This window comes from Anaerobacillus alkalidiazotrophicus (assembly GCF_001866055.1).
This window is the reverse complement of the sequence record NZ_MLQS01000001.1, coordinates 1345327-1372131: the sequence shown is the minus strand read 5'-3', so window position 1 is coordinate 1372131 and position 26805 is coordinate 1345327. Positions and strand designations below refer to the sequence as shown.

Below are 26805 nucleotides of genomic sequence, written 5' to 3'. Positions count from 1 at the left end.
ATTTATTAAAAATTCCAAAAACTGATTTTATTTTATCAATTGAAGCGTTACACTTATGTTACACACACTTACATAAGGGGAGTTTTGATGAGGAAAAAAAATAAAGTAGGCAATAAAAACTTTGACTATAGCCACTATACATGTATAAATAGCACTAGTATGGAGGTTCCACATATAATACTAGTTCATGGATTAGGAATGGATAGACGGTACTGGTATAAAATTATTCCTCTATTAAGAGAGAGCTTTAGCGTTATTACATATGATTTAAGAGGACACGGCAAAAGCGAGTTAGGAGATAAAGAAATATCATGGGAGCTCTTGACTGATGATTTAAAAAATCTCGTTGATGAACTTAAAATTAATAATTTTCACATTGTAGGACATGGTCTTGGAGCGAATTTAGCGATGTACTTTTCTTACCGATTCCCAAAATTAATCAAGAGCTTAACCATTATCTCAACATTAATTTATTTTCCAGTAGAAGTGACCAACCAGATCCTTTCTTATCGAAAGAAGCTGTCACAGTTAGGCTCATTACAACCACTAGCTGAGTATTTAATACCAAAAATCATGATGGACACAAATACTAATGATCTTGAATTGTTAAAATCATGTTATTCTAACGTTACTGTTGACACTTACTTTCAGTATTGGGAAAAGTTAATCCCCTCTACCCTTACTTTAGAACAGGTCTCTCAACTGATGGTCCCTACATTACTATTATCAGGTGAATATGATCCTATTTTCCCACCAAAAGCGACTGGAATTGCGACATATACCATTCCAAATAATCATTACATCATTATCCCAAATGCTTCTAACGGGACCTTTCTCGATCAACCTATGAAAACCACAGAATGCATGACAAAATTTATATTCAAAGACTTGGATAAAACGACTAATACAGATAGATATACGAGTCAATACATAAATGAACTTAGCACACACTTAACTCAGCTTGTTCAAGTCGGTGTTACTGAAATAAAAAGTAATGTTATAGAAGTGAAACTTATTGATAATTTCTCTGTCGAAATTAATGATATTCCCATCACTAAAGGTTGGAATCAACGAATGGCCAAAAAATTATTTTGTTATCTACTTCTTCATCAAACCGTTGTTAGAGAGCAAATTTGTGATGACTTAATGCCTGAAAAAGACCTAGTTACTGCAAAAAGAGATTTACGTGTATATTTAAACCATTTAAAAAAACTAGTTAATAGAGAAAACATGGAGTTTTTGCAATCAGACAAGGAGCATATTTACTTACGAGGACAAATAACGTGCGATCTTGTAAATTATTTGAATCAAATAAAAGACTTGGAAGAAAAAGATATTTGCAGTGATTATCTGCAGTTTAAACGAGTTTTGATAAATGCGCCAAAAGACATTTTACCTGGAATTTACGACGAGTGGGCACTCACTCTCAAAAACAACTTACAAAAACAGCTAATTAAACTCGCTGAAAACCTTTCCTCCTATCATTTGGAGCGTAATGAACATTTGCAAGCTACTGAATGTTTAGAGTATATTTAGGGGGTCTGACCCCCGCCGCGTTAAAGCGATAAAGCAAAAAAAGAGAACGAAATTCATAACAAAAAGTATCTGGTTTACATTAAAAATCTTGTTTAGTATTTCTTTACTAATATTTGCCGCATCTAAAATTTTAGGTTGGATAACCTATTATACTATTGCACAGCCTAAAGTTGATGAAATAGCATATGACATAACTTCATATCTTCAAGCAAATGAACTTTACGTTAATGAAGATTGGTTACATAACTATGTAATATCACGTAAACAGTCAGGTTATATAAAAGATTTTGAAGATATTTCGATTACGTATAGGCAACCCTCGAATGATAGAAGGTTTAGTGTTGAAGTAACTATGAGAGGAAACTATCTAAATGGATATGCACTTCCTAAAACTGCAATTGTTAGCTACAACGGAGTGAATTACGGTAAGTTACCCGATTCAACAGTATGGATATGGTATGACCCAAGCTATTATAATCCTGAAGAAGAAAAGGCACATAGTCATTTAATAACTAATGATGAAATATATAATGAACCTCACAACTATGACGCACAAAATAATTTAAAAGATTCATATTTTGACTTAGAAGATGGTATGGATTTAAGTTACTTAGGAACTGATTTCTATTTTACTGAAGAAGAAAAAAGATTATTTGAATATGTTGATAAAACATGTATTGCTTGTCACGGAAGTACGTGGCAAGGCTTGGCAGGGCCAAGTTTATATAATTTAAATCAAAAGTATAGCGAAGATGAAATTTTAGATATCATTATGAATGGAAAGGGAACAATGCCTCGTGGAATGCTAGACGAACAAAATAGCATTGCCTTGAGTAAATATTTATATAATCTACCAGACTTGTACGATTACAGCAATGGACGTTAAATTAGGGTGCTCGGGACAGATACTCTGTCCATATCTTAAAAGCATCGTAATACCAGTTACAACATTCTATAACTTTATAGCGGTAATGCAGTGAGGATCACGTCTTCTAGTAGAGCTTCGTAGCAAGCTTCCTCGAAGCAAAGCTACATGAAGCTAATCTACGAAGGATCTCAAGCAGTAATTGAATTCCATTGCTTGACTGAAGTGACCGAACTCGTAGGCTGCTTGCGCTAGACAGTTTCCAAGCTAGAAAGTTAGAAATTCTGATACTGCAAGTAAAACCAGCCCACAATGTACTAATCCGGACATTGTGGGCTGGTTTCTTTTCTCCACTATTTGCAGGTTCACTTTATCACTTTAAAGCAGTGGGGGTCTAAGCAGTGGGGGTCTGACCCCTAAAATCCTAAAACATGCTTTCTGATCACTTGTATAATTTGCTCTGGGATCATAAAGCTACCTAATTCAATTAAATCGTTAAGTGAAGTTATTTTTATATGAAAGCCAATAAATAAAGATTCATCTTGTATTTTTGCTTCTTGAAAAACAAAGGCACGAGGTGTGCCAGTGAACACAAGGTCTTCATCGACGTCTTTTTCAATTAAGTGCCCTTTTAATCCTGCTAACCTAGATTTTACAATGTTTATAGGTAACGGAAGTCTACCAATTTTCGCTTCTTCTAATGTTAAAGCCATTCTTCCATCTTTGATCGAAGGAGTATAGCTAAGACGATATTGAGTTGGAAACGCTAGTAGCTTCGAATTCGCTATGATTATAACTTTTCCAGCTTCAATAGAACCTTGAATGGCCATCTGACTTGGTCCGTTATCATCTGAAATTTGAACAAGTTGGTTCAATCTGTCACTATCTATAAACTGCTCAATGTAAATCCCTTCATTTGTCAGTTCAAAATTAATTTCATTAAACGAAGACCAAAAATGACTGGCCACTTCTTTGTTGGCTCTTGGCGTTGGATCTATTTTTTCAACAGGGCGAATCAGTAGTATTATCGTTCCTACTAACAATAGTAAACATAAGATGGTCAGATAGATGATTGATCGTTTCAAAGTACTCCCCCCTCTCTGGGGTCTGACCCCCACTGCGTTAACGCTTTAAAGTGACGGGGGTCTGACCCCTACACTTTCTCTCCTTTTCCTGAGATGATCTTTAGTTGGTCGTTTTCGTAGCGGATAAAGTAGGTTACTTTATAGGATTGATAGGATAAGGATTCTTGTCGTTCGAGTGCTGAGATAAAACCAATGACTTCATAACCATCGTCTTTTTTTACGACGGTTAAATCGTCTAATGATACTGCCAGTGTGTTTTGATAGCCGTTACGAAATGATTCGTAGCTCATGTCTTTTTGCCATTCTGAACCTAATAACGAATAGGCCGTCACATAGTCTCCTTGAGAAAGGCTCTCGTAAAAATAGGAAACGATGTAGCCCGCAAGCTCTTCCTCTGAAAATTGAATGTCTTCATAACCATCAGAAGAAAGATTAATCGTCGGTAACTCTGAAAGTGGATTCGTTATCCAATCATCAATCACTGAAACGACGTCAATGATTGGAATGCTAAATCCAATATTCCCTTGATTTGCTCCAGCTGAATTGATCCCAAATACCTCTCCAGTTGTGGCTTCTACAAGAGGGCCACCACTGTTACCAGGAGCAATTGGCGCCGATATTTGGTAGACATTTTCAAAATGAAATGGTTCAATCTCAAAATTACGATCAACACCACTAATAATTCCAGTCGTAACCGTATTTTGATAGCCAAGTGGACTTCCTAATGCTAGAATCTCATCCCCAATCTCTGCTCGCTTTTCGTGTATAGTCAGTGGTTCGTTTCCTTTTAAGCCAGAGACACGGACAACCGCTAGATCCAATGTCGAACTAATCCCAATCACCGTTCCTGGATACGAGCGACCGTCAGATGTTTTCACATGAACCTCCTTCACATTAGCAACAACGTGTGCGTTTGTGACAACATCTCCATTTTCCGTATATAAAAAGCCAGAACCAAATCCATTATCTGTTTCTATATTGACGACTTTCTTCTGTGTTTCGTGAATAATATCCTTTAAATCTCGAGGTACGGTAGAAGCTGGTACCGCTTCGGCATCAGGTTCCTCAATTAAAACAGAAGAGACGGTAAAAGAACGTTCGACATAACTTTTGACAGCTATTCCACTAAAAATAGAAATAATAATAATAACTATAGTAGAGATTATACTTATAAAATGCATCGCACGTCGTTTATTCACCATTCATTCCTCCCTTCACTCAATAACCCATGTAATTTGATCTGCTTGAACGTCTAAGTAATCGTACGTTCCGAAATGCTGCATACTAAAAGAAGCACTTTCACCTGGATACAAAATATTTGGATTTGTATAAACCGAAGATTCTGTTACGTAAGACCCATCTTCGTCTGTAACCGTATAATGAACGGCGATATTGGAAAGAGGACGTGTACCTTTTGATATAACTGTACCGTAAATGGTATAACCCCATTCATCTAATTCAACCTCAATGTCAGTCATTTCAATGGCGGCTGTCCTGTTCAGAAGATCTTCTTCAGCTGCTTTTTGCTTGGCAAGTTGTATACGTTTTTGTTCTTGTTGTTCAAATTCAATTTTTTTATCTTCAATCTCATTTTTTAATAACTGAAGTTGATCATTTTCAGCTAGGTGAACCAATCCCTTTTTTACAGCAGCAAATGCATCACTGAATTGATGATTATTTAAAAGACTAGTTACTTCAGCTTTGATGATCTCAATCATTTTTTCATTTAATTTATGACGAGTCGGCTCTGTTTCTTTTTTGGGCAGTCCAGAAAGTACTTGAAGATTATAGACGACATCATTGTAATCATTCATTGAAGGAATCTCTTTTTCTATTTTAGCAATTGTTAACAACATCGATTCATCTGCTACTTTGGCACGTAAAAGCTCAATCACTTTACCATTTTGATGATCTAACGATTGTTGAACCTCTTCTACTAGCTTCGTTGCGTCCTCATAGTTTTTTTCCTCAAGATACTCTCGAATTCTATCAATATCCTCTTCAACGGACAATGCGAAACTTATCATGTCCTTCTCACTAATGATCGTTTTATTCATTGGATGAAGACTAAGGGCTTTGTCGTAATTCTCAATAGCTTCCTGCCACTTTCCTTCAAGCGCAAAGCCTTGGGCATTAGAAATATAGGCAGTTGCTTTGTCATTTTGGTTCGTTTCAATATAATAAATGAGAGCTACAGCGGCAACCCCTAAACATAAGGCTGTAAGAGGCAAAGCTAGAAGCCACCAACGCTTCTTTTCTACTATGTTTTCCTCTTGATCCCGAGCTTCGGTAATCGTCGTCTGCTCTTCTATAACCATTTCTTGAGTATCATCTTTATCTTCCTTTTGTAGGGTAGGATGTCCGCACTCACTACAAAACTTGGAATCTACTAATATTTTGTTTCCACATTGAGAACATAACATTCAATACTCCTCCTTTCATTAGAAAAGCGTAAGGCGCCCACCTACCGGCGACAAACACTGGGAAACCCACTCGTAGCGATCGGTTTTTGACCGAAAGAGAAGGTCTGAAGTGGTCGAGCCGATGGTGCCTGGAGCTAGACAAGACAAGCGCCACGCGCTTACGCTTGACAGCTTTTAACTTCAGAATTTTATACACTTATCCCTAAAAAGACCCACCTTTAATCATATGGGAATTGAACCAAAAAAAATAGTGCTTTTTTCAGGTAATTTGACAAAATTCGAGTGTTGGCAATGCACTAAGCCCTAAAATAATTACAATACGCCCTCTTGAGTCATCTATATTTTTGGACGACTCGAGAGGGATACTATAAAAAGTTATTGAAATACATAGAACTAAAAATCGCTTTTGCTTCAATTAAACTGCAGGAGTATTCATTCGAAATATGAATTAACATATTGATTTATACTCCATTTTTCGTTGGTATAAAAGAACTTTGAATGATTTAACAAGTCAAATAACTTCTTAATTATCATATCAATTAACAGAGTTACAATAATTATTGTCGTCCTTACAAAATAATTGCTAGAAGTGTTGCTAATAGAGTTACCAATTCCATTGTTAAAACTTCTTAGTAGGGTTATTGGGATTTTATGTTAAAATATAATAAAAATAGTGTTATTCCACTAACAAGGATGATGATGAAGAATTGCCACATAACACCACTGGTATTGTTATGATTTTTTAAAAAAACAAACTATTTTGAGAGAGTGAAAAACTTGAAACGAAATCGACTTTTATTTCTTGCATTAGCTAGTAGTGTATTGGTTATTTTAATTGCATTTTTTCAATGGAATTTGATTGATATAATCACTGAATTTTTAATGATACCTATTTGGTTAGTGGTATTTGGATTTTTTATTGTCATTACAATTATGACCGTTATGAATTTATTTAAAAATAAGGATTGGAAACCACTTGCCATTCAGTTAATAACTATCATAATATGGCTGTTCTTTCCCTTTACTGAAGTTATGTTAGATTTGGATTTCAAAATGAATAAATTAGAACGCGAAGAAGTGGTGGAATTAGTGATAAACGGTACATTAAAACCAAATGTTCCGAATAACCCTTCTGCCATCCTTTTACCTGAAAAGTATGAAAAATTGTCCAAGGGTGGTGGACAAATATTTATTGAAAAAAAGAATAAACAATATTCCGTTTTATTCTTTACTCACCGTGGAGTATTGGATGGATTTTCTGGTTTTATTTATTCACCAGAGGATAGAAAGCCAAATCAGGATGATTTTAATGGGGATATTAAAGAAATCAAAAAGTTAGATAAAAATTGGTATTTTGTAGTTTCTTATTAAACGAAGGGTACGTTGATTTAACAAAGGTCGCGCACCTTCTTATTGGGCTAAAGTTAGCCATATAGTTGAATATCAAATAATTAGTAAAACAATACTTTAGAAGAATGGAAACAAGAATATAATCAAGATTTGACTATAGGGGAGATGGAATTGTGTGAACCTCTTGAAGTTTTTTGTTTATCAAGTCGTTTTTTCTATGATTGCTATAGCAAATAATTATTTTTTTAAGGATTTTATTTATGAACAGTTCCATATCAATAATAAATTGATTGTTTCACTGATTAAAACACCTATTGATTTGGTAATAATTTATTTCGCCTTTAAGTTATATTCCTTATTAAAAATTAAGTTGAGATATAGGATTTTAATTCACATAGGTGCTTTTATTGTTGGGTTTGTAATTTTAGGGTTAATACTTAATCAAATAGTTATGTAAAAATCTAAAGTTCAACGAATGAGTTCTTCTTCAACTTAAGAGGGCTTTAGTATAGGAGCTGTTGATGCGACCGCTCCTATTGTTATTGAAGTAACAAGCAGCAGGTTAACTGAAGAATCAATTTTGTCCATATCGGAGGTTAAAATGAAAAAACAAACCCTAATGACAATAATTTTCCTGTTAACAGACTCTTACAATCTACCACGCACACCAAAAACGAAAGGACATAGAAGCTCATGTTAATATATAAAATTCGTTATATTTACCTCTTATTCACAATCTTATTTATCACCGCAGCTGCAGCATTCTCATATTGGCTTTATAAAAGCGATTCAGAAATCGACCTCATTTCATTTACAATTTCACTCGTTTCATTAACCATTTCACTTATGGCTTTTTTTATCGCACTTAACACCTTCACTTCTATAGACAGTGTTAATAAAATTACTAAAATGGAGGGAAACATTCTCGAAAACGAACATTATGTCATTTCACTCGGAAGCCTAATGAAGCAATACCATGCACGATCATTAAAAGAAACCGAAGATAAAATTTTCGAAAGTCTTGAAATCAAGTTTAAAAAAGAATCAAAAACATCGATTGAATTTACCGAAAACCTCATACACTTTATCGACATCATCATTTTTTTCCCAGCATTATTTAATGCCAAGGATATAAATAAAGCTGAATATGAAAATCAAATGAAAGCAATTCTCAAGCTTATTAATAAGAAAAAGAATGACCTCATTGCTATTAACACAGGCAACCGTATACAAATTAGCGAAACTGTTAAACTAATTGAAGGTGTTATCGCCTACCAAAACTTCATTAGTAATAACAAATTAGATGGCGATACTGTCCTTCTAGAAGTTCGTGGTCCTTTGTTAAGAAATGGAGTTACAAGAACCGTTTATTTTAATTATCTCGGCTTACTTTATAATAAAAAAGCCATGGCGATTATTCGAAATATATTAAATCTAGAAAATAAAGATCTACTAGAAATTGAAAATTTAATCTACATTCAAAAACATATACACCAAATAACAGGTAATGACAGAGTACTAGCAATGATGTTTTTAAATGACTCACGCGAAGCATTTAAATTAGCACTTTCTCATTGTAAAGAAGACACCATGTGGCTTGGTTTCATCAAATATAACGATGCTAGATCATGTTTTTTCCATAGTTTATTTTCTGAAACAAATATGGATACAAACTGGTTGGACATCTTTAACGAAGCAGTAAATGCTAGGAGCAAGCTAAACATCTTAATCAGAGAAGTACTAAAAAGTAAAACAGACACCTCTCATCTACAAAATTCCTTTCTATATCAAGAGGAACTAGCACAATTAGTAAGATTAAATCTACTACTATCACAAAAAATCATCGATGAAAATAATAATAATGTCCTTATTTACAAAGGAACCGATATAACTAAGAATCCCTCAATATTAAACAATTTTAAAAGAAATGATCAATATCCAATCTTAAAAAAGTATCATGACCATATACTTACTGCCATAAGAAAACAATAAACTACTAAAGCCAGAAGAAGTAACTTCTGGCTTTAGTTAAAAAATTGGAAGTACAAGGTTCCAACTACCATCGGCGAAGCAACTGACCTCATTCACTTCATGAATAGCCTCTTTGAATTTACTACATGCAGCTTTGCGACGAGGAAGCACGCTTCGAAGCGATACTAGTAGACGCAGAAAAGCTACTGACTTCAATTACTTCATGAGTTACTTCTTTGAAATGGCTACGTGCAGTTATGCATCGAGGAAACACACTTCGAAGCGTTACTAGTAGTAAACACAGATGCAGCTATTCTAACTAAAGATAAAATTTTATCTTTAGAAAACACAAAAGAACACACTCCATTGGAATGTGTTCTTTAACTTACCTAGCAACGTCCTACTCTCACAAGGGGAAGCCCCTAACTACCATCGGCGCAAAAGAGCTTAACGATCGTGTTCGGCATGGGAACGAGTGTGACCTCTTCGCTATCGCCACTAGATATTATTTAATTGAAAGAAATCATTCTTTCAAAACTAGATAACATACATATAAGTTTCTTGAGTGTGAATTCAATTCTTATTTTAGGATAAGTCCTCGACCGATTAGTATCTCTCAGCTCCACACGTCACCGTGCTTCCACCCGAGACCTATCAACCTCATCATCTCTAAGGGGTCTTACTGGATTAACTCCAAGGGAAATCTCATCTTGAGGGGGGCTTCATGCTTAGATGCTGAAATCTCATCTTGAGGGGGGCTTCATGCTTAGATGCTTTCAGCACTTATCCCTTCCATACGTAGCTACCCAGCTATGCTCCTGGCGGAACAACTGGTACTTATCTCGCAATGTCATTTCTTCGATGTGTCTGAATTTTTCTTCTGGCGTTGCTTCTGGTTTTCCTTCCACTCTGCCTGTCTGTCTAGAAACTCTGTTTTTTTAGAAATTCATTCTCTTGTTTTAGATACCTTATTTGATGCTCCAACCGTTTTATTTGGTCGGCATCTGATAATTCCTTAGTGGAAGGACGACCAGAATTTTTACCTCTCAGGTCTTGATAGCCATCTATTCGTGCTGCATAATCCTTAACTCTTTGAACCAGACTGTCCTTTCTCCTTTTACCTAAAAGAGTCGGATCAATTCCCATATCACGCAGAATAGCAGATGGTCCTTTTCCAGATTGGTACTCCTGATAAAAACGTTCTTTAAATTCTTTTGTGTAAGAAATATTTGTTTCACTTACTTTCTCGATCAAAGGATTGGACCGTAGTTGATTTTGTTGTTCTTNTGAAAATTTGTTTTTCCCCATTTTACAACCTCACCTGTTTGAATAATTAAACTATAACAAAAAAAAGACCCTGCAAAACAGAGTCAGTAAAAAAATTCAAGGACAAGCCTCTTTTTTTAAACTGTCTATTTTACAGGGTCCATTTTAATAATAAAAGCCTCTTTTTTCATTAAATCAAATTGCGCATCACCGATCATTCCACAAGTATGCTCATTAAGAGGAGCATGAACGGATATAAAATCAGATACTTTACATAGTTCACTTAAACTAAGTAGCTGGACATTCAATTTTTCGGCTACATCTATAGGGACAAACGGATCAAACGCCTTAACTTGTATTCCAAATGCTTGTGCTTTTTTTGCAAGAGCTTGAGGAATTTGACCAAAGCCAACTAAACCTAACACGTGTCCTTTTAACCGAAAAATTGGAACACCAACATTAAAATTCCAAACTCCCTTTTTTACTTCCTTATTCAATAGTACTACCTTTCTTGCTGCACTTATCAATAATGCAAAGGCGTGGTCTGATACTTCATCAATACAATAATCCGTAACATTACTAACGATGATACCTTTTTCTGTAGCCGCATCTATGTCAATCGTATTAACACCAACTCCGAAACGGGCAATGATTTTACAGTTCTCAAGCTTCTCAATTACCTTTCTCGTAATTGGTGCATACTGGTTTAATAAGGCATCTGCGTCTTTACATGCCTCGATAACCTCATCCTCTGTTTGACATTGGACAGCTGTTAACTCTACTCCTATCTTTCTCAATACTTCTTTTTCAGGTGCTAAGCTACTATATTCATAATCTGTAATAACTACTTTATACATAACCACTCACTCCTTAACCTAAAATAGCTAGTAAAATAGTAATCGTAAAAATACTTATAATGGTCGTCACCAACGTAATAGCAGAAACTAATCTCGGCTTTGCATTAAACTGAACTGCATACATGACTATAGTTGCTGCAGAAGGCATGGCTGCCGAGACTATTAGCACTTTGGCAAGTAATGGATCAAACGGGAATAATAATGTAATGCCATATGCGATCAGCGGTGAGATGATTAATCGGATAATCACTCCAAAAGAAATATGACCCCATTCAAACTTCGTCCACTGGATATTTGCTAACTGCATCCCTAAAATCACCATTACCGTTGGAATTGCAGCATCTGCAATAATATCAACTGTTTGATACAAGTTACTAGGTAATTCTAAATGTAATCCTTTTAAAATTAAGGCAACGATGACTGCATATGTAGCTGGCATTTCAAAAACGGAACGGACAGATCCTCTAATATTTGCTTTACCACGAGCAGCATAATAAACTCCGAAAAAATTCATAATAATTGCTTGTAATACCAGAAAAGACACGGAGTAAGCAAAACCAATTTCGCCATAAGCAAATAAAATAATTGGGGCACCGTAATTCCCAGAGTTCATAAAAGCTGTTGAAAGGATTAAACCACTTTCAATTGACTGAGAGTGTCCTTTTACTTTGGCATAGATTCTATTTATTAAAATAATAGCCACCAGTAAAATAACTGAAAATATCACCATGTATAAATATTGCAAATCAAGTTCTGCTGAATAAAACGTTCGAAAAACTAAACAAGGTGTCATAACATATATAGCAATCGTAGAAATAGATGTAATTTCAACCTTTTTCCATTTCTGAACCACGTATCCGATCAAGAATACTAAGATAACCGGAAGTACGACCTGAAAGAATATTTCCATAAAATTAACCCTCTTTAAAACTTATTATCTTGTAACATCATCTACCGCCTTATCACTAGTAAAATCCAATAATTCTTGCTTTGTCGGAAGACCTTCAAAATCTCCTCGATACATCGTAACTATTGCTCCAGTCGCACAACCTCTAGCAACGGACTCTCTAGTTGTAAGACCGTCAAGTAGTCCTGATATAAATCCCGCTGCAAAACCATCCCCTGCGCCCACTGGATCTACAACATGTTGCACCTTTATACTTGGAACTAATTCATGATGATCATCAGTAAAATAGTAGGCACCTTTAGCACCAACTTTCAAAACTACAAGCTTTGCTCCAAGGGTTAAGATTTTCTTTCCTAACAATTCAGGACCTTTATCTCCAAACATAAATTCAGCCTCTGTAATTCCTGGTAAAACAATGTCTGAGCGACTAACTAGTTCAATAAGCACTTCTCGGGCACGTTCTTCACTCCACAGCTTGCGCCGAACGTTTGGATCAAAAATCACCTGAACCTTATGCTTTTTAGCTATATCAATTGCTTTATGTACAGTCTCATAACAACTATCACTTAAAGCAGGTGTAATTCCTGAAATATGCAAATACCTTGCTTTTTTTATATAATCTTCATCAATGAGATCAGGTGACATTCTTGAAGCTGCTGAACCACTCCGATAATAATAAACCGAAATATTTTGTTCTGTCTTAATTTCCTTAAAAAACACACCTGTTTGAGCACTTTCATCGACCGATACGTAACTTACATCAACTCCTTCTCCACGAACAAAAGAAATTAACGCCCTACCAAATTCATCATCTCCAACTCGACTTATCCAGCCAACTTTATGACCTAAACGAGCCAAGCCAATGGCAAAATTAGATTCAGAACCTCCAAAACTACGTGTAAATTGCCCTACATATCTCATTGGTCCGTTTGTTATCGGTGTAAATAACACCATTGTTTCACCTATTGTTACAACATCCACCCTAAATACCTCCCACCATAAGAAAAGCGCAAGGCGCCCGCCTATCGGCGACAAACACTGGAAGGCCTACTCTAGCGGTCGTTTTTTGGCCGAAAGAGTAGGCCTGAAGTGGTCGAGCCGATGGCGCCTGGAGCTAGACAGTTTCTAAGTAAGAAATTTTATACCTTCTTACCTTGGTACAAAGAAAAGCGGTACACTAATGTAAATACCGCTTTTTCTTTGTTGTGTTTTTAAGTTAGGTAATTAACAACTTCTTGTATTGCAACCTCACAATCATCCCCAACAGCACGAACTTGAAGTTTGTCGCCATTCTTCAACTGCAATGTAATTAAACCGAGAAAACTTTTTAAGTTTACTTCAATAATCATCCCACGTACCATCTTTTTTAAAAATATTTCTGACTCAAGTGGTTGAATAGAATTACTTAAACCTGTAATGGTTTGCTCTTCTGTTATGTTTACGACAATTTCCTTGCTACATTCTTTAGCCACCATCAGTTACCTCCTTAAGATAATATTTACATATTATTTACTATAGAAAAATCAGTGAGATTTGTGGTAAGAAAATAACGATAAATAACGTAAATAACATAACTAAGAAAAATGGAATAATTGCTTTTGATAATGCTTCAATCGATAATCCCGAAATTCCAGATCCAACAAACAAGTTCACTCCAAGTGGCGGAGTAATAAAGCCTATGGCTAAATTTAAGACCATAATGATACCAAAGTGAATTGGGTCATACCCTATGTTTGTAGCAATTGGCAATAATATTGGTGTTAAAATGATGATTGCAGCTAATGTATCCATGAAGCAGCCAACAATCAATAATAGTAAAGTAATTAATAGGATAATAACAATCGGACTTTCCGAGATTGATAGCATTGCTTCAGCAACTTGATTCGGAACTTGTTCAATTGTTAGTAGTCTTCCAAATGCTGTAGCTGTTCCAACAATAATTAAGATGGTAGCTGTTGTTAGTGCCGAATTAGCAAACACACTTGGTAAATCTTTAATCTTTAATTCACGGTAAAAGAATAATCCAGCGATAAGACCATAAACAACTGCAATAACTGCTGCCTCTGTAGGTGTAAAGATCCCACCGTAAATACCACCTAAAATGATGACTGGAATTAACAGTGCCCATTTAGCATCCCATGTTGATCTAGCTATGTTAGCAAGTGATGTTTTTTCTTTTAAACCTGTATAACCCATCTTTTTTGAATAAAAGTATGCGTAAACAATAAGTGCAAAACCAACTAGTAAACCTGGCAAAATACCAGCAATAAACATATTAGCAATCGATACACTTCCAACTACACCATAAATAACCATAGGAATACTTGGTGGAATAATAACTCCTAATGACCCTGCAGCACAAACTACCGCAGTAGCAAACCGCTTATCATAACCTTGCTTAACCATTGCCGGGATCATAATCCCCCCAATAGCTGCTACTGTTGCTGGAGCAGAACCTGAAATAGCGGCAAAGAACATACAAGTAATAATTGTAGCAATCGCAAATCCACCCGTTTTATTTCCAACAAGGGAATTAGCTACGCGAAATAGGCGATCTGAAATCCCACCTTTACCCATAATTTCACCAGCAAGAATGAAAAACGGTACGGCCATTAATGGAAACGAATCTACTGATGTTATTAATTCTTTTGCTAGAAAGTCTAATGGTAATGAGCCTGAATAAACAATAGTAACTAATGTTGATAACCCAAGGGCTACCCCAATTGGAACACTTAATAAAAGAAAAACAGCAAATGTAACGAACAAAACTACTGCAACCATAAATCTCGCCTCCTACTCCTCTTGTAATTTTTCTTGAGTGGTTTTAATATCAATCTCTTCAAAACCTAGTAATCCTCTAATTTGCTTCACTAAGTGTTGAATAATTCGGATGGCGGTTAATCCCATTCCAACTGGTGCCGCTAAATATACAAGGCCCATCGGGATTTGGTTTGCAGGGGATTTCTGTCCCCATTCTAGTAGTTTAAATGCTATGTCTGATCCATATTTAATAACAAATAAACAAAAGAATAAGAATAAAAGGTTAGAAATAATCGTAAAGATTAACCTAGCTTTATCTTTGAATAATAAAAGTAATACATCTACTTTTATATGACGCTGCTTTTTGACTCCGTAACTAATACCAATATAAACGAGCCAGATAAAACAGTAGCGTGCTAGCTCCTCAGACCATGAAAGTGAGTTATCAAAAACATATCGCATAATTACTTGTAAAAAGATTACAGCAACCATAATGACCGAGAAAACACCTAAAATAACTTCTTCCGTATGATCATCTAACCACTTTAATACTTTCATTTTGTTCCCCTCTTTCCATGTATACTAAAAATAACTACTCCCATTTCATTTAAGGAAAGCAAAGCTGTACACCTATGTATGGATAGAAAACAGATATACACTTTTGCTTTCCTTTTTTTGATAGGAGAGAAGGTATCGAAAATACCTTCTCTCCTAATCTACTATTTTTGAGCTTCTGCTACAGCGTCAAATACGGCTTCTACTGTTTCTCTACCAATTTGATCTGTGAATTTTTCGATTACTGGTTGTACAAGATCTACCATTTCTTGACGTGCTTCTGGAGTAATTTCAGTAAAAATCATACCTTCTTCTTGTAAGTTAGCTAAATATTCTGCACCAGCCTCACGATTCATTTCACGTTGGTAAGCACCTGCGGCATAAGCAGCTTCCGTAACAATTTCTTGTTGTTCTGGAGTTAATCCATCAAAGAACGGCTTACTTACTAAAAATGTCCATGGGCTATAAATGTGGTGCGTATTAGACACATACTCTTGAACTTCAAAATACTTTTGTAAGTAAATAGTTGAATAAGGGTTTTCTTGTCCATCTACTGTTTTTTGTTGCATAGCAGCAAATAACTCAGTAAATGCCATTGGTGTTGGATTTGCACCTAAAGCACGGAATGCTTCTAAATGTAATTGGTTTTCCATTGTACGAATTTTTAACCCTCTGAAATCTTCCGCTGTTGCTACAGGACGAACACTGTTTGTTAAGTCTCGGAAACCATTTTCCCAGTAACCTAAGCCTACTAAGTTTTGTGCTGCTAATTTATCTAATAATCCTTCTCCTACTTCACCACCTAAAACAGCATCAGCCACTTCCTCATTTGGGAATAAGAATGGAATATCGAATACAGCAAATTCAGGAACAAAGTTAGCAATAACTGCAGTTGATGGAATGGTAATTTCCTGTGAACCTAATTGTAACCCTTCGATCATTGTACGATCGTCACCAAGTTGTCCACTATGGTACGTTTCGACTTTAATTGCTCCTTCAGTCTTTTCTTCTACAATTTCTTTAAACTTAAGTAAGCCCTTGTACTGAGGATGTTGATCATTTAGCCCAATACCAGCACGCATCGTTTTTGTCTCTACTTTTGCGTCTAATGATGGATCTGTCTCTGTTGTCGAGCTTTGGCTTCCCCCACCACATGCAACTAAACCAATTGCTAATACCGCAGTACTTAACATTAATCCTAACTTTTTCTTCATTTCAGGTTTCCCCCTTGAAATTATTTTTTTATTAATAATGGAATTTTTTAATTAATTCCATTTATAAAAACAAATTTTATTACTATGACAACTTTGTTAACGTTTCCATTTTAAATTAAAAATTTTTACATGCTATCTCTATTTTTTCACAATTTCGTGACCACCAAATTCATTTCTAAGTGCAGCTACGACTTTTCCTGTAAAAGTATCATCCTCTAGCGATCGATAACGCATCATCAATGCTAAAGCGATCACTGGTGAGGCAACTTGTAAATCAAGCGCCGTCTCAACTGTCCATTTCCCCTCTCCTGATGAATGCATCACACCTCGAATTTCTTCTAAGTTAGCATCCTTTGAAAAAGCTGCTTGTGTCAATTCCACTAACCAAGATCTGATTACTGAACCATTGTTCCATACTTTCGCAACAGATTCATAATCATAATCAAATTGACTTTTTTTAAGAATGTCAAATCCTTCTGCGATAGATTGCATCATCCCATATTCGATGCCATTATGGATCATTTTTAAAAAGTGTCCACTACCAACTGGACCAGTATATAAATAACCATTTTCAACTGAAATATCTTTAAATAGCGGTTCTATTGTTTTAAATACTTCAGCATCTCCACCAATCATTGTGCAAGCACCATTCCTAGCACCTACCATCCCACCACTTGTACCAACATCAAAGAAGAAAATTCCTTTCTCTGTTAATAAAGCATTTCGTTGGATTGAATCTTGGTAATGAGAATTCCCACCGTCTATGACAATATCACCATCTAGTAATAAATCAGACAATTTCTTTATTACCTGTCGGGTTACTTCACCAGGTGGAACCATAACCCATATAACTCTAGGTGTCGGAAGTTGTTTTACGAGTTCTTCAATTGTATGAACACCTTCGCCACCAACTCTAGAAATTTTATTTACTAATTCAGCATCTACATCTGTGCCAACTATTGAATGACCGTTATCTATGATGTTTAATGCCAAGTTGTAACCCATCTTACCGAGGCCAATCATTCCTAGTTTCATTGCTTCCTCCTTTTAAAAGCCGTTTTTTTTCAGTATCAGAATTTATAAATTTCTAACTTGAAAACTGTCTAGCTTCAGCACCTACGAGCTCGGTCACTTCAGTCAAGCAACTGACTTCAATTACTGCTTGAGATCCTTCGTCGATTAGCTTCATGCAGCTTTGCTCCTGCGGTTACTCGTCGCACAAAACACTGCTTCGAGGAAGCTTGCTACGAAGCTATGCTAGAAGACGCAGAAGCACGCGGAAGCCAAAGAGCGGCTTCTGTCAAAGGCCGCCCCAGTGAAGCTACTGCTTGGATTACTTCGAAGCTGCTTTGCTCTTGAGCAAACGGAGTGGCACAGGAGCAGCTGCTCGTGACCAAGGTGCTTGCGCTTTTCTTGAAAAAATCCGTCTTTTTAAACTACATGAATATAAATGGTGAAATTTTGTTTCGCTTTTAGTATTATGAAATAAATTTCCTTACAAGTTTTATTATATGATAAATTTTTTCTTTTTCAAGACTTTTTACGAAAAAATATTTTTTTATCAATCGTTTTCATATATTATATAGGTAGATCCTAATTTTTAGCGAGGAGTGTTTAAAATGATTCAAACACATTGTATTGCTCGAATAAAATCATCGTACTCTGATTTTAGTGATAAAGAGAAAAAGATAGCTGATTATATTATGAATAGTCCTAACAACATTATCCATTCAACCATCAACCAAGTTGCCGAGGATCTAGGCGTTGCTGAAGCTACTGTTTTTCGTTTTTGTAAACGGATTGGATTTAAAGGCTACCAGGCCATGAAAATCGCTCTAGCTTCTGAGGTTGTATCCCCGATGAATAATATTCATGAAAAAATTCAAGTAGGAGATGATGAAAAAGCTGTAGCTGAAAAAGTTTTCAAATCGAATATTCGTACGTTAGAAGAAACGCTACGGGTCATTGAACAAGAATCGTTTAAAAAAGCTGTTGATGCCATACTAAATGCCGATAAAATTGCCTTCTATGGAAATGGTGGTTCAGGGGCTGTTGCCGATGATGCTCACCACAAATTTATTCGTACAGGAATTCAAACAGCTACTTACAGTGATTCCCATTTACAAGTCATGTCTGCTTCACTGTTAAGTAAAAATGATGTTGCTATTCTAATTTCTCACTCCGGGTCAAACTTAGACATGCTTCAAGTATTAAATGTGGCTAAAGAAGCTGGTGCAACGACAGTAGCTATCACTACTTTAGCTAAATCACCTCTTAGTCAAGGCGCAGACATCACTCTTTATACAGTTAGTGATGAAACGGAGTACCGCTCAGAGGCTTTATCTTCTCGTCTAGCACAATTAAGTATCATCGATGCTCTTTATGTAAATGTAAGTATCGCTCGAAAAGAGCTCATGCAAGAATCACTTAATAAAATACGAAATGCAATTTCACTAAAAAGATTTTAAGGGGGTGAATATAATGGAGAAATACGTCATTGGTTTAGATATTGGAACCACAAGTGCGAAAGCAGTTTTGTTTAAAAAAAATGGCTCAGTAATCGCTGAGAGTGAATGGGGATATTCAGTTTCCCACCCTAACCCATCGTGGAGTGAACAAGATCCCATTATTATCGAAAAAGCTGCAATCACTGCGATTCGTTCAGTTACAAAAAAAGCTGAAGTAATGAAAAAACAAGTCATAGCTGTTGGTATATCAACAGCTATGCACTCACTCATTTGTGTAGACGATAAATATAATCCTCTTTCTCCATCTATTATTTGGGCAGACGGTAGAAGTGTAGAACAAGCTAATAAACTTCGGCTGCAAACTGAGATTTATTTAAAAACTGGTACACCTATTCATCCAATGTCACCTTTTTGTAAGCTTGTTTGGATGAAAGAAAATGATTACCAACCTTATAAAGAAGCTGCAATGTTTGTTTCAATTAAAGAGTTCCTTTTGTTAAGATGGTTTGGAGAAGCGGTTGTCGATTACTCCGTTGCTTCAGCAACCGGACTTTTTAATATCCATACATTCGACTGGGATGATGATGTACTAGAAGTTGCAGGGGTTACTCGTAACCAATTATCAAAGCCTGTAGGCCCAACTGCTATTTGCCAAGGGTTAACTAGCGAGATTGCAAATTTGTTAGGCCTAGAAACCGATACACCTTTTGTGCTTGCTGGCAGTGACGGGCCATTAGCAAACTTAGGAATTGGTGCGATTGCCCCTGGGGATGTTGCGATAACTGTTGGAACAAGTGGTGCCATACGGCAAATGGCTTCGAAACCACAGACCGATAACCGACAAGAAGTTTTCTGTTACGCTGTAACCGAAGACCGTTGGATTATGGGCGGACCAACAAACAACGGTGGGATCGTCTTTCAGTGGCTACGAGATGTTTTAGGTGAAAAAGAAGTTGAACTAGCATTAACCAAAGGGGAAAATGCTTATGAACTCCTTACCAAATTAGCATCTACGGTTACTCCTGGATCTGACGGACTTTTATTTTTACCGTTTTTAAATGGCGAAAGAGCTCCATATTGGGATGCGAATGCACGAGGGAGCTTTATTGGTCTAACGATGGCACATAAAAAAGAACATATGATACGTGCAGGTTTAGAAGGTGTCGTTTTTAGCTTGTACAGTGTCGCTGAAGCACTAGAAAGGCTAGCTGGTGAATCTATTAATATATTTGCTAGTGGCGGATTTGCACGTTCCCCACTTTGGTTACAAATTGTGGCTGATATTTTTGGGCAACCAGTTCATGTACCCAAAAGCCACCAAAGCTCAGCTTGGGGGGCAGCATGGTTCGCTCTTCTTGCTGTGGGTGAAGCTTCGTCTTTAGAAGCTATTAAGGATTCAATACCAATGAAGCAAACATACGAACCTAATAATCTAGCTTCTAATCATTACAAAGAATTATATAAAACTTATAATCAACTATATGAAGTTTTAAAGCCTCATTTTTCAACGATAGCTAATTACCAGCGTAACGTGAAGTAATGTATAGAAGCAAGTAAACACATGTTTGTTTATTTGCTTCTTTTTATTTAGATTTGTTTTCGAACATTATTCATGACCCTTTACAAGTTGTGCAACACCCAGAAGGTCATTCTCCAAAAAATGGAGTATAGTTAATTAGAGTAGGAGATGGTCCATCTAAGAAGAAGATCGTAACCTTTTGACCTACCAATGCTTCGTAATGTTTCGCTTGGCCATAAGGAATTTTGAGAACGCGTTCCACATGGTTAGCAAAAAAAGCTACATGTGTACTGTCAACTGTACCAATCACTTCAGCTCTTGTTGATAGAATATCACTGTGACTAATGATTAATTTTTGTCCAATCAAAATAATATCGTCTTGTAATCCATTCATGTGCTTAAGTTCATAAACTGGAAGGTTAAACCGCCTCGAAATACCCCATAACGTATCTCCCGGGACAGCAGTGTATATAGAACTTCTGACTTGTTCAGTTTGTGTATCGTCTTTATGTCTTATATTATTTATAACTGCATTATCATATTTCTGCTCGGCTTTTGCAGTAACATTTAATTTTTGTCCAACTCGAATCAAGTCAGATGGTAAATTATTTAAACTCTTAAGTTCTTGAACACTTGTATTATGTATGCGTGCAATTCTAAATAGCGTATCGCCTTGAACGACAGTATAAGTTGAAGCTAGTTCTTGTTCGTTTTGCCCGCTAGGAGGTGAGACTTCGTTGACAATTTTAGAACTAGACGTTTCGGGCATGATTAGTGTTTGATTGACTTGTATATGATCAGAAGTCAAATTGTTCACCATTTTTAAATCTCTAACGGTAACTTGATGTTTTTTTGCTATAGAGAAAAGGGTATCACCAGGTAAAACCGTGTAATAGATGGCAGGCAGTTCTAGTTTTTGCCCAACTTTAATGTGAGATGTTACAAGATCATTTGCACTCTTAATCTGATCTACTGTAACGTTGAACATCTTTGCTAAAGAATATAGTGTATCGCCTTGTTGGACTGTATAGACTTGAGAACACGCTTCTACCTTTGCCGATCCAACATAATTAACATTCATGAAAGCATTTGTAGCGACAGTTCCAGCTAAAACGTATCCTGCAAGTTTGACTTTTTTTCTTTTATTAGCTTTGAACCTTTCCTCTACTATTCTCTCTTTCCGTGTTCTAGTAATTTCTATGTTTTCTTTTAACATTGAATATCCTCCCTATGTAACAAAGTCCCCAAAAATCTACTTTGTTTGACAACCTCACTTATTATTAGACAATTTCTCACGTTTGGGAAGAGACTTTGCTAAAAAGGGGAAAATAGTACTTTCATTAAAATTACTTAACAGGCAAAAGGGAGTAGTGGTGAGTTGTACGATAGGGGGATTTTTCCTAGGAAACGTTTTCTATAGCTGCGCCAAAAGACTTAGCGAAAGATCATCCTGTTACTACTAATACACAGTAGTAACAGGTAAGCAAATAAGCCACTCTCGCTCTAGACTTTTTATTCAAAGTAAAAACTCCTTTGTAAAAGACTTATTTGTTTAGGGAACAAAACAAGGTCCACTTCTTCTACAATAGGAGATTTTTGTATTATACCCCGCAAAATGACCGTCGTAATTAAAGCTACTCTATCAAACTTTCCTATTGGTTTAATTTTATAACAATAGATTTTAGACTAATACCAAAACAAACATAAACGCTTTTATTTTTGTAATAGAAAAAAGGTGACTCAGCCACCACGATATGAAGAGGGTTTGAGTCACCTTTCGTTTATTTTAAAATTGGTTCGTTTTCTTTTTCTTTAACAACACGAATTCCACCAGTAGCCGCGGACGAAGCATTATTAGCATACATACGTAAAAACTTACTTGCTTCCCGCTTAAGAATTTCTAGGTGTTCTGCACGACGAGCTAACTCTTGCTCAGAAACCTGTAACGTAATCGAACGATTCGGGATATCGATGTCGATCATATCCCCATCTTGTACTAGTGCCATCGTACCACCTTCAGCTGCCTCTGGACTAGCATACCCGATAGAAAGTCCTGCACTTGCACCAGAAAAACGTCCGTCAGTAATTAATGCTACTCTATCAAACTTACCTAGCACCTCTGTACAACGGTGTAATTCCCTCATTCCTGGACCACCTTTTGGACCTTCGTAACGGATAACTACTGTATCACCTTCTTGGATGTTATCAACTTCATAAGCGGCAACGAAATCTTCTTCAGAGTTAAATACTTTTGCAGGACCTGAAAACGTTAATAGTTCTTTTGAAACTGCTGATTGTTTAATGAGGGCACCGTCTTTCGCTAAGTTTCCTTTAAGGACGGCAATACCACCTTCTTGTGTTATTGGTTTTTGAAGTGGATAAATGATTTCACGATCAAGAACATCATGACCTTCAATATTCTCTCCAACAGTTTTTCCGTTTACAGTTATTGCATCTAAATAAAGTAATGAACGTAATTCTTGCATTAATGCTGGCATTCCACCTGCACGCTGCAAATCATTTGTTGTATATTCATTATTATTAGGTGTAACCCCAGCGAGGAACGGAACTTTTCTGCTAATCTTATCGAAAAGATCAAATGGAAGCTCAAGACCAACTTCATGAGCCATTGCTGGTAAATGTAAACATGCATTTAATGAGCCACCCATAGCTAGTAAAACTGAAATAGCATTTTCAAACGCTTCCTGTGTCATAATGTCTTTCGGTGTGATACCCTTTTTCACTAATTCAACAACTTGACGTCCTGCTTCTTCGGCAGCATCTAATTGTTCATCAGAAAGAGCTTGCATCCAAGATGTTTTCGGAAGTGCCATACCAAGAGCCTCTGAAAGACCTTGCATCGTATTAGCAGTTCCAAGAAACGGACATGCTCCTGCACTAGGATAATACTGGTTAGTAATTTTCACTAAACCTTCTTCATCAAGTTTTCCTGCTAAAAAGTCTTTTCTAGCTGCTTTTGATTCATATGGTTTAATGTGATTTGGCATAACTCCACCTAATACGACTAAACTAGGTAAATTCAAACGGCCAGCTGCCATCATCATTCCTGGAACAATTTTGTCACAAGAACTTAAAACAACCATTCCATCAAACATACCATGGCCTTTCACCATAATTTCCACACTATCAGCAATCGTTTCACGACTAGGTAGAGAATATCTCATTCCCTCGTGACCTTGGGCAATTCCATCACACACAGAAATGGTATTAAACTCAAGAGGTAAACCACCAGCTTCACGAATCCCTTTTTTTACACGTTCAGAAAGTTCACGTAAATGTACGTGTCCAGGAACAATTTCATTCCATGAATTTGCTATTGCAATTACTGGTTTATCCATACTTTTATAATCTACACCACATGAACATAAATGCGCTTTTAATATTGCTCGTGTAAATGGAGCAATTTCGTTTATTTTATCACCCATGATTTGATCGTCTCCTTTTATAATAAGTTAAGATTTACTAATCCTTTTCTTAATGTTTCTTTCTCTGTATCAGTTAATGGTCGAAGTGGTAATTTTACTTCACCTGCATCAATTCCTTGTAGCTTTAGCGCTTCATAATAAGGCGTTATATATGAACCAAGCTTAAGTACATCACGAACTTTATTAGCTCGATATTGTAATTCTTTTGCTTTCTCTAAATCTCCAGCAACATATGCATCATATAACTCTACCATTACCTCTGGGAAGCAATTTCCTACTGCAGATACAACCCCAGTAGCTCCCATAGCTAATGCCGGATAAACTAGTGCGTCTGTTCCAACAACAACATCATAGCCCTCTCCTAATACTGCGATGTAATCTTGTAATCTCGCTAAATCTTTTGAACTATCTTTAATCCCTTTGATATTTGATAGTTTGTCAGCTAATTTTTTCACTAATTTTGGTTTCAAATCATTTTTTGCGTTACCTGGTATGTTATATAAATAGATAGGAAAACTTGGTACTGCTGTTGCAACTGCTGTAAAATGCAATTCTAACGAAATATCATCATGTGGAAAATACCAAGGGGCTACTACTGCAGCTGCATCCGCGCCCACATTAGCTGCATACTCTGTTAACTCAATTGTTTCCTCTGTAGAAATTCCACCCGCATGAACAATCACTGGGACACGCTTATTTGTTACTTCAACAATGATTGAAATAGCCTTTTTTCGATCTTCTAAGGACATTAATGGACCAGAGCCATTTGTACCTAATGGAAATAAACCATGTACTCCTTTTTCTATTAAAAAATCAACATAATTACGTAAAGCCTTTTCATTTAGTTCCCCACTAGCTGTAAAAGGTGTTAGAACTGCAGGAATTACACCGTGTATCATTTATCCATTCCCCTTTCAAGAAAAAATGTTTTTTGTTATTTATATTATACGAAAAATTTTTTCTTTTATCTACAGCAAAGTGAATATTTTTTAAAAAAATATACTAATTCACGAAATTTTTTTTCGTAATTTGGTATAAGTTATCCTTTATCATAACCATTTCCCTTATCGCCTCTCAGTTTATAACGAATCAAATAATGATCATCAATGTTTTCATTTTCTTAAAAAAAGCTTTAATCCCTATAGTTAGACCATTACTTTTTTAATAAAGGATGAAAAGAAGCACATCAAAATTGATGTGCTTCTTTATATAAAGGGGGTATAAACAATTACTTTCTACTATCCCAAGCAGTTTGTAGACGCTCTAACATTGTCTCATAATCAATTTGTTCTGCTGCATACTCTTGAATTGCTGCTCCGAAATCCTGGTTAGCTCCATCAAGCCACATAAACCATGTCCATGGTATCGTTTTATCTGCTAAAGAATACTCTAAAATAGACTCTCCTAATGCCCCTAATCCAGTAGGTTCAATATTATCGAAAGCAGGAATGAATGCAAACTCTTCTGTAATATAGCGTTGTCCTACTTCTGAAGAAACCATCCAATTTAAAAATAACTTTGCCTCTTCAATATGTTCAGAGTTCTTGTTAATAACCCAGCTATTTGGAACCCCTACAGGTAAGCGATCGGCACCTTCTTCATCATTTAATGGGATCGGTAGAAATGCCATATTCATATCAGGATTTATTTCATAAATCATGTTTTCAGTCCAGTTTCCTTGCTGAAGCATTGCAGCTTGACCTGTAGCAAATAATGTAACTTGTGTATTGTAATCTGTTGTTAATGGATTTGTATTTCCAAATTTAATTTCTGCATCTATAATTTGTTTGAAGTTTTCAAAATGAGAATTACCTTTAAAAGTTTCTGTACCATTTGTTAGGTTCTCGATAAAAGCATTTGGATCATCTTGTTGAGCAAAAGGAACATTAATTAAGTGCTGTCCTACAACCCACCATTCACCATAACCTGCTGCAAATGGAGTAATACCATTTTGTTCTAATTTTTCAGCTGCATCGATTAATTCAGATATTGTCTTTGGTGCTTCTGTAACTCCCGCTTGTTCAAATAAATCTTTATTATAAATAAAGCCATATCCTTCAAGGTTAAAAGGCATACCATACAGTTTCCCATCTTCATCAGTCATTGGTGCTGCTCCAATCGGTAGTAGATGTTCTACCCATGGTTCATCTGATAAATCTGCTAAATGTTCTTTCCAAAGCTCTAACTGCTTGAAACCACCGTTGTTAAAAATATCAGGTGCTTGGCCAGAAGCAAATTTTGCTTTTAATGCAGCATCACTATCTGCACCACCACCAATGGTTTCAAGTGAAAATTTAATATTGGGATGTTCTGCTTCAAATTCCTTAAGTAATTCTTGTAACTCATCAGCAATTTCAACTTTAGGATTGAATAAATTAAGAGTTACTACCTTATCACTATCATCAGATTTAACTTCCCCTCCAGAACTTTCTTCTGATTTACTACCACAAGCAGCAAGAATACCTACCGATAAAATCATTGATAAACATAAACCTAGTAAACGTTTCATAAGACCATTGACCTCCTCAAACTTTTTGATATTTTTTATATAGTTTTGCAACAAAGCTGCAAAATTTAATAACA

At 36.0% G+C, this 26805-nt stretch carries 23 protein-coding genes, 1 rRNA gene and 1 other annotated feature; of the genes, 7 read left to right on the top strand and 17 right to left on the bottom strand.

Going from position 1 to position 26805, the window contains the following annotated elements; translation table 11 throughout:
• The first annotated feature begins 87 nt into the window (after positions 1-87).
• Entirely contained in the window at positions 88-1536 is a 1449-nt protein-coding gene (locus BKP45_RS06630; protein ID WP_071388867.1) for an alpha/beta fold hydrolase, read from the top strand.
• A gap of 88 nt (positions 1537-1624) precedes the next feature.
• Complete coding sequence (locus tag BKP45_RS06625) at positions 1625-2422, top strand: c-type cytochrome (protein WP_071388866.1); 798 nt, start codon at positions 1625-1627, stop codon at positions 2420-2422.
• Positions 2423-2817: 395 nt separating this feature from the next.
• On the opposite strand, the gene BKP45_RS06620 is transcribed toward BKP45_RS06625, so the two are convergent.
• The 3 genes from BKP45_RS06620 to BKP45_RS06610 all read right to left on the bottom strand — a co-directional run bounded on the left by BKP45_RS06620 (position 2818) and on the right by BKP45_RS06610 (position 5909).
• Positions 2818-3486: a hypothetical protein gene (locus BKP45_RS06620; RefSeq protein WP_071388865.1), complete on the bottom strand. Its 669-nt coding sequence runs from the start codon at positions 3484-3486 to the stop codon at positions 2818-2820.
• A gap of 68 nt (positions 3487-3554) precedes the next feature.
• Positions 3555-4688 (bottom strand): S1C family serine protease, encoded by a 1134-nt coding sequence (locus BKP45_RS06615; RefSeq protein ID WP_071388864.1) that lies wholly within the window; start codon positions 4686-4688, stop codon positions 3555-3557.
• A gap of 12 nt (positions 4689-4700) precedes the next feature.
• Entirely contained in the window at positions 4701-5909 is a 1209-nt protein-coding gene (locus tag BKP45_RS06610) for a zinc-ribbon domain-containing protein (protein ID WP_071388863.1), read from the bottom strand.
• Positions 5910-6686: 777 nt separating this feature from the next.
• Between BKP45_RS06610 and BKP45_RS06605 the strand changes: the two genes are divergently transcribed.
• Together BKP45_RS06605 and BKP45_RS06595 are read left to right on the top strand one after the other, a co-directional pair.
• A complete protein-coding gene (locus tag BKP45_RS06605; RefSeq protein ID WP_071388862.1) occupies positions 6687-7280 on the top strand; it encodes a hypothetical protein in 594 nt (197 codons plus the stop codon).
• Positions 7281-7952: 672 nt separating this feature from the next.
• Positions 7953-9251, top strand: a complete 1299-nt coding sequence (locus BKP45_RS06595) for a hypothetical protein (RefSeq protein ID WP_071388860.1) — start codon at positions 7953-7955, stop codon at positions 9249-9251.
• A 366-nt stretch (positions 9252-9617) separates the two neighbouring features.
• Here BKP45_RS06595 and rrf read toward each other — a convergent pair.
• The 10 genes from rrf to gnd form a co-directional block, all read right to left on the bottom strand.
• Positions 9618-9733: ribosomal RNA gene (rrf, locus tag BKP45_RS06590) — 5S ribosomal RNA — on the bottom strand.
• A 95-nt stretch (positions 9734-9828) separates the two neighbouring features.
• Positions 9829-10111 (bottom strand) — a sequence feature (23S ribosomal RNA rRNA prediction is too short).
• A 40-nt stretch (positions 10112-10151) separates the two neighbouring features.
• On the bottom strand, positions 10152-10538 hold the full coding sequence (locus BKP45_RS23455) for an HTH domain-containing protein (protein ID WP_071388859.1): 387 nt from the start codon (positions 10536-10538) through the stop codon (positions 10152-10154).
• Between the two features lie 104 nt (positions 10539-10642).
• Complete coding sequence (locus tag BKP45_RS06580) at positions 10643-11353, bottom strand: C-terminal binding protein (protein ID WP_071388858.1); 711 nt, start codon at positions 11351-11353, stop codon at positions 10643-10645.
• A 13-nt stretch (positions 11354-11366) separates the two neighbouring features.
• Positions 11367-12263, bottom strand: coding sequence for an AEC family transporter (locus BKP45_RS06575; protein WP_071388857.1), 897 nt, complete (start codon positions 12261-12263; stop codon positions 11367-11369).
• Between the two features lie 24 nt (positions 12264-12287).
• The gene (locus BKP45_RS06570; protein ID WP_071388856.1) at positions 12288-13241 is read right to left on the bottom strand and encodes a sugar kinase; all 954 of its coding nucleotides are present in this window, start codon (positions 13239-13241) and stop codon (positions 12288-12290) included.
• A gap of 230 nt (positions 13242-13471) precedes the next feature.
• Complete coding sequence (locus BKP45_RS06565; RefSeq protein ID WP_139193747.1) at positions 13472-13735, bottom strand: HPr family phosphocarrier protein; 264 nt, start codon at positions 13733-13735, stop codon at positions 13472-13474.
• A gap of 37 nt (positions 13736-13772) precedes the next feature.
• Complete coding sequence (locus tag BKP45_RS06560) at positions 13773-15041, bottom strand: TRAP transporter large permease (protein ID WP_071308239.1); 1269 nt, start codon at positions 15039-15041, stop codon at positions 13773-13775.
• Positions 15042-15053: 12 nt separating this feature from the next.
• Complete coding sequence (locus BKP45_RS06555; RefSeq protein ID WP_071388855.1) at positions 15054-15578, bottom strand: TRAP transporter small permease; 525 nt, start codon at positions 15576-15578, stop codon at positions 15054-15056.
• A 161-nt stretch (positions 15579-15739) separates the two neighbouring features.
• On the bottom strand, positions 15740-16789 hold the full coding sequence (locus BKP45_RS06550; RefSeq protein ID WP_071388854.1) for a TRAP transporter substrate-binding protein: 1050 nt from the start codon (positions 16787-16789) through the stop codon (positions 15740-15742).
• Positions 16790-16927: 138 nt separating this feature from the next.
• The gene (gnd, locus tag BKP45_RS06545) at positions 16928-17824 is read right to left on the bottom strand and encodes a phosphogluconate dehydrogenase (NAD(+)-dependent, decarboxylating) (RefSeq protein WP_071388853.1); all 897 of its coding nucleotides are present in this window, start codon (positions 17822-17824) and stop codon (positions 16928-16930) included.
• A 293-nt stretch (positions 17825-18117) separates the two neighbouring features.
• On the opposite strand from gnd, the gene BKP45_RS23245 reads away from it, so the two are divergent.
• The 3 genes from BKP45_RS23245 (at position 18118) to BKP45_RS06535 (ending at position 20797) form a co-directional block, all read left to right on the top strand.
• On the top strand, positions 18118-18246 hold the full coding sequence (locus tag BKP45_RS23245) for a hypothetical protein (RefSeq protein WP_281243125.1): 129 nt from the start codon (positions 18118-18120) through the stop codon (positions 18244-18246).
• Positions 18247-18408: 162 nt separating this feature from the next.
• Entirely contained in the window at positions 18409-19257 is an 849-nt protein-coding gene (locus BKP45_RS06540; protein ID WP_071388852.1) for a MurR/RpiR family transcriptional regulator, read from the top strand.
• Positions 19258-19270: 13 nt separating this feature from the next.
• Entirely contained in the window at positions 19271-20797 is a 1527-nt protein-coding gene (locus BKP45_RS06535) for a gluconokinase (protein ID WP_407639574.1), read from the top strand.
• A 106-nt stretch (positions 20798-20903) separates the two neighbouring features.
• On the opposite strand, the gene BKP45_RS06530 is transcribed toward BKP45_RS06535, so the two are convergent.
• The 4 genes from BKP45_RS06530 to BKP45_RS06515 all read right to left on the bottom strand — a co-directional run bounded on the left by BKP45_RS06530 (position 20904) and on the right by BKP45_RS06515 (position 26731).
• Entirely contained in the window at positions 20904-21992 is a 1089-nt protein-coding gene (locus BKP45_RS06530; protein ID WP_071388851.1) for a LysM peptidoglycan-binding domain-containing protein, read from the bottom strand.
• 565 nt (positions 21993-22557) lie between these two features.
• Positions 22558-24222, bottom strand: a complete 1665-nt coding sequence (gene ilvD, locus BKP45_RS06525; RefSeq protein WP_071388850.1) for a dihydroxy-acid dehydratase — start codon at positions 24220-24222, stop codon at positions 22558-22560.
• A 17-nt stretch (positions 24223-24239) separates the two neighbouring features.
• Positions 24240-25121 (bottom strand): dihydrodipicolinate synthase family protein, encoded by an 882-nt coding sequence (locus tag BKP45_RS06520; RefSeq protein WP_071388849.1) that lies wholly within the window; start codon positions 25119-25121, stop codon positions 24240-24242.
• A 329-nt stretch (positions 25122-25450) separates the two neighbouring features.
• Positions 25451-26731, bottom strand: coding sequence for an ABC transporter substrate-binding protein (locus tag BKP45_RS06515; RefSeq protein WP_071388848.1), 1281 nt, complete (start codon positions 26729-26731; stop codon positions 25451-25453).
• Between the last annotated feature and the right edge of the window lie 74 nt (positions 26732-26805).

Bases quoted from the DNA above. Each gene is read 5' to 3' on its own strand.
- BKP45_RS06515 (WP_071388848.1), bottom strand. From the start codon at position 26,731: ATGAAACGTTTACTAGGTTTATGTTTATCAATGATTTTATCGGTAGGT.
- BKP45_RS06575 (WP_071388857.1), bottom strand. From the start codon at position 12,263: ATGGAAATATTCTTTCAGGTCGTACTTCCGGTTATCTTAGTATTCTTG.
- BKP45_RS06615 (WP_071388864.1), bottom strand. From the start codon at position 4,688: ATGGTGAATAAACGACGTGCGATGCATTTTATAAGTATAATCTCTACT.
- BKP45_RS06555 (WP_071388855.1), bottom strand. From the start codon at position 15,578: ATGAAAGTATTAAAGTGGTTAGATGATCATACGGAAGAAGTTATTTTA.
- BKP45_RS06580 (WP_071388858.1), bottom strand. From the start codon at position 11,353: ATGTATAAAGTAGTTATTACAGATTATGAATATAGTAGCTTAGCACCT.
- BKP45_RS06610 (WP_071388863.1), bottom strand. From the start codon at position 5,909: ATGTTATGTTCTCAATGTGGAAACAAAATATTAGTAGATTCCAAGTTT.
- ilvD (WP_071388850.1), bottom strand. From the start codon at position 24,222: ATGGGTGATAAAATAAACGAAATTGCTCCATTTACACGAGCAATATTA.
- BKP45_RS06560 (WP_071308239.1), bottom strand. From the start codon at position 15,041: ATGGTTGCAGTAGTTTTGTTCGTTACATTTGCTGTTTTTCTTTTATTA.
- BKP45_RS06595 (WP_071388860.1), top strand. From the start codon at position 7,953: ATGTTAATATATAAAATTCGTTATATTTACCTCTTATTCACAATCTTA.
- BKP45_RS06540 (WP_071388852.1), top strand. From the start codon at position 18,409: ATGATTCAAACACATTGTATTGCTCGAATAAAATCATCGTACTCTGAT.
- BKP45_RS06630 (WP_071388867.1), top strand. From the start codon at position 88: ATGAGGAAAAAAAATAAAGTAGGCAATAAAAACTTTGACTATAGCCAC.
- gnd (WP_071388853.1), bottom strand. From the start codon at position 17,824: ATGAAACTAGGAATGATTGGCCTCGGTAAGATGGGTTACAACTTGGCA.
- BKP45_RS06530 (WP_071388851.1), bottom strand. From the start codon at position 21,992: ATGTTAAAAGAAAACATAGAAATTACTAGAACACGGAAAGAGAGAATA.
- BKP45_RS06565 (WP_139193747.1), bottom strand. From the start codon at position 13,735: ATGGTGGCTAAAGAATGTAGCAAGGAAATTGTCGTAAACATAACAGAA.
- BKP45_RS06550 (WP_071388854.1), bottom strand. From the start codon at position 16,789: ATGAAGAAAAAGTTAGGATTAATGTTAAGTACTGCGGTATTAGCAATT.
- BKP45_RS06535 (WP_407639574.1), top strand. From the start codon at position 19,271: ATGGAGAAATACGTCATTGGTTTAGATATTGGAACCACAAGTGCGAAA.
- BKP45_RS06520 (WP_071388849.1), bottom strand. From the start codon at position 25,121: ATGATACACGGTGTAATTCCTGCAGTTCTAACACCTTTTACAGCTAGT.